General features: G+C 72.9%; 3 protein-coding genes. 1 reads left to right on the top strand and 2 read right to left on the bottom strand.

Going from position 1 to position 2373, the window contains the following annotated elements; genetic code table 11:
- Together VF468_08295 and VF468_08290 are read right to left on the bottom strand one after the other, a co-directional pair.
- Positions 1-1058 (bottom strand): glutamate-cysteine ligase family protein (locus tag VF468_08295; protein ID HEX5878307.1); only part of this gene is annotated, 1058 nt, incomplete at its 3' end.
- Between the two features lie 10 nt (positions 1059-1068).
- Positions 1069-1764, bottom strand: coding sequence for a CBS domain-containing protein (locus tag VF468_08290; GenBank protein HEX5878306.1), 696 nt, complete (start codon positions 1762-1764; stop codon positions 1069-1071).
- Between the two features lie 267 nt (positions 1765-2031).
- Here VF468_08290 and VF468_08285 point away from each other — a divergent pair.
- On the top strand, positions 2032-2373 hold a 342-nt coding region (locus VF468_08285; GenBank protein HEX5878305.1), incomplete at its 3' end, for an amino acid permease.

The following is a 2373-nucleotide window of genomic DNA, read 5'->3' as shown; positions in this document are numbered from 1 at the left end:
AAGGCGGCGTTGGCCAGCATGTCGACCACGGTCGGCCCGGCCGGCAGGGCCCGCATCTCAATCCGTAGGTGGCCGCCATCGGCCGGGTCGTAGATGGCCCGGTTCCAGCGCCACACCGTGCTCTGGTGCAGCCGCAGCTCGTCTAGGGCGGGGACCTGGCCGGCCGCCACACGCTCCAGGGGACGTTCCCCGCTGAGCACCGGCAGCACCGGCTCGTGCAGCCGGACGCTCTCCTCCAGCAGCCCAATGGCGCCGGTGGCGCTCCAGCCAGTCCCAAAGGCGACCCGGCAGAGGCGGCGGCTGGACCGGCCGGCGGCGTCCCGGTCGTCGATCGCCTGCTTGAACAGCGCCACCCTGGTCTCGGCCCAGAGCCGGTGGCCGAGGAAGGTGGGGGAGTTGCCGGCGACCGCCAGGGCCGGGCCGAGGGCCAGCTGGATGGCGTTGAAGTGGTCGGCGAACCGGTCGGGGTCGACCTTCAGGTGGACCTGGAAGGAGGTGTTGGCGCCCTCCAGGCCGATGTCGTCGGCGGCCAGCTCCAGCGGGTCGGCCCCGTCGATCCGGATCCGGAACGGCTCCTGGCGCAGCCGCCGCAGCCCGTTGTTGAGGGCCCGGTAGCGGGGTGCGTCCGACAGGGCGGCCAGCTGCAGGTCCTCGGGCCGGAGGGTGGGCAGGATCCCGACCATGACCAGCCGGCCGCCGTGCCAGGCGGCGGCCCGGCGCACGATCCCAAGGGCCTGGTCGAGCTCGTTGGCCATGGCCGCGAACGGCCGGCCGGCCAGTGGCGCCGGGGTCAGGTTCAGCTCGAGGTTGAACCGGTCGACCTCCAGCACGACTCTCGGGTCGGCGGTCTCGGCCCGGACCTCCTGGTTGCGGGGCAGGGCGCGGCCCTGGCTGTCGACCAGGCACAGCTCCAGCTCGGCCCCGACGGTGGCCGGGCCGGTCCCAAAGCCCGGCCGTTTGAGCAGCCGGCCCATGGCGACCAGGCACTCCTCCAGCCGCTCCTCGAACCGAACGTAGTCGACCGGCTCGAACCGCTCCCGCTCGATGGTCAGCCCCATGGTCCGCGGGTCAGCCCAGCGGCGCCGGTTCGGGCGGCACAGGCTGCACGTCGACGTCGTCGACCTGCCAGGTCAGCCGGCTCTCGACGGCGACCACGCCGTCGACCGCGCCGGTGACCTTCTCCAGGGTCAGAGCCTGGCTGCGGCGGCGGACGCGGCCGGTCAGGCGGACGACCCCGTCGCTGACCTCGACCTCGACCGCGCCCGGGGGCAGCGGCACCAGGTCGCCGATCACGTGGTCGAGGACGTCGAAGCGGACCTCCTCGTCGGACCGGAGGAACACCTTCAGCAGGTCCGCCCGGGTGACGATGCCCACCAGGGCGCCGCTGTGGTCGACCACCGGCAGCCGCTTGACGTCGCGGTCGTACATGCGCCTGGCCGCGGCCGCGACCAGCTCCTCGGGGCCGACGGTGACCGCCGGGGCCGTCATGAGCTCGGCGGCGGTCAGGCTGGCGGCCTTGGCGCGTTCGCCGCGGAGCTGGATGGTCTCGAAGGCGGGGGTGTGGGCCTCGCGCAGCGGTGCGACCTCCTTCAGCGCGAGGTCGGACTCGGAGACGACCCCGACCACCATCCGTCCGGTGTCGTCCAGCACCGGCACGGCCGTGACCCGGTGCTCGTTCAGCAGCCGGACCAGCTCCTTGAAGGGCGTCGGGCCCGGCACGGCCACGACCTCCCTGGTCATCACGTCCTGCACGGTGCGCCTCATCGTGCACCTCCAGCGAAGCAGGGTCTTCTGACATCGTCTCGACGCTAGCCGGGCCGGGCCGCCCGGCGAAGGGCTGGACGGCACCCTGGCGGGGGGCCGGGCGGCCCTCGAAGGGGGATCGACGGGCTACGGTCGGGATGTGAGGCCGGTCGCCAACCGGCGGCGCGCGCACAGCCCGAACGTGACGGGTCGTCCGGCCCTACCGAGCTTGGCTCGCTTCCGGGAGCATCAAGGTAGGGGGTTTCTCCTCACGAAAGGGGTGCTCCGATGTCGGCGCGGACACGGCAACGGCGCCGTGGGCTGGGCCTGTGGATGGCCACGGCCCTGGTCGTCGGGAACATGATCGGCTCAGGGGTGTTCCTGCTCCCGAGCTCGCTGGCCTCCTATGGCGGGATCAGCATCGTCGCCTGGCTGCTGACAACGGCCGGGGCGGTGCTGCTGGCTCTGGTGTTCGCCCGGCTGGGCCGGGCCTACCCGCGGACCGGCGGGCCCTACGCCTATAGCCGCAAGGCGTTCGGCGACTTCGTCGGCTTCCAGACGGCATGGGGCTACTGGATCGCCATCTGGGCCGGCAACGCGGCCATCGCGGTCGCCTTCGTCAGCTACCTG

The organism is Actinomycetota bacterium, assembly GCA_036280995.1.
Lineage (GTDB): Bacteria > Actinomycetota > CALGFH01 > CALGFH01 > CALGFH01 > CALGFH01.
This window is presented reverse-complemented; position numbering and strand designations above follow the sequence as displayed.

What these genes read in the sequence shown, in the direction of transcription:
- VF468_08290 (HEX5878306.1), bottom strand. Translation starts at nt 1,764, where the DNA reads ATGAGGCGCACCGTGCAGGACGTGATGACCAGGGAGGTCGTGGCCGTG.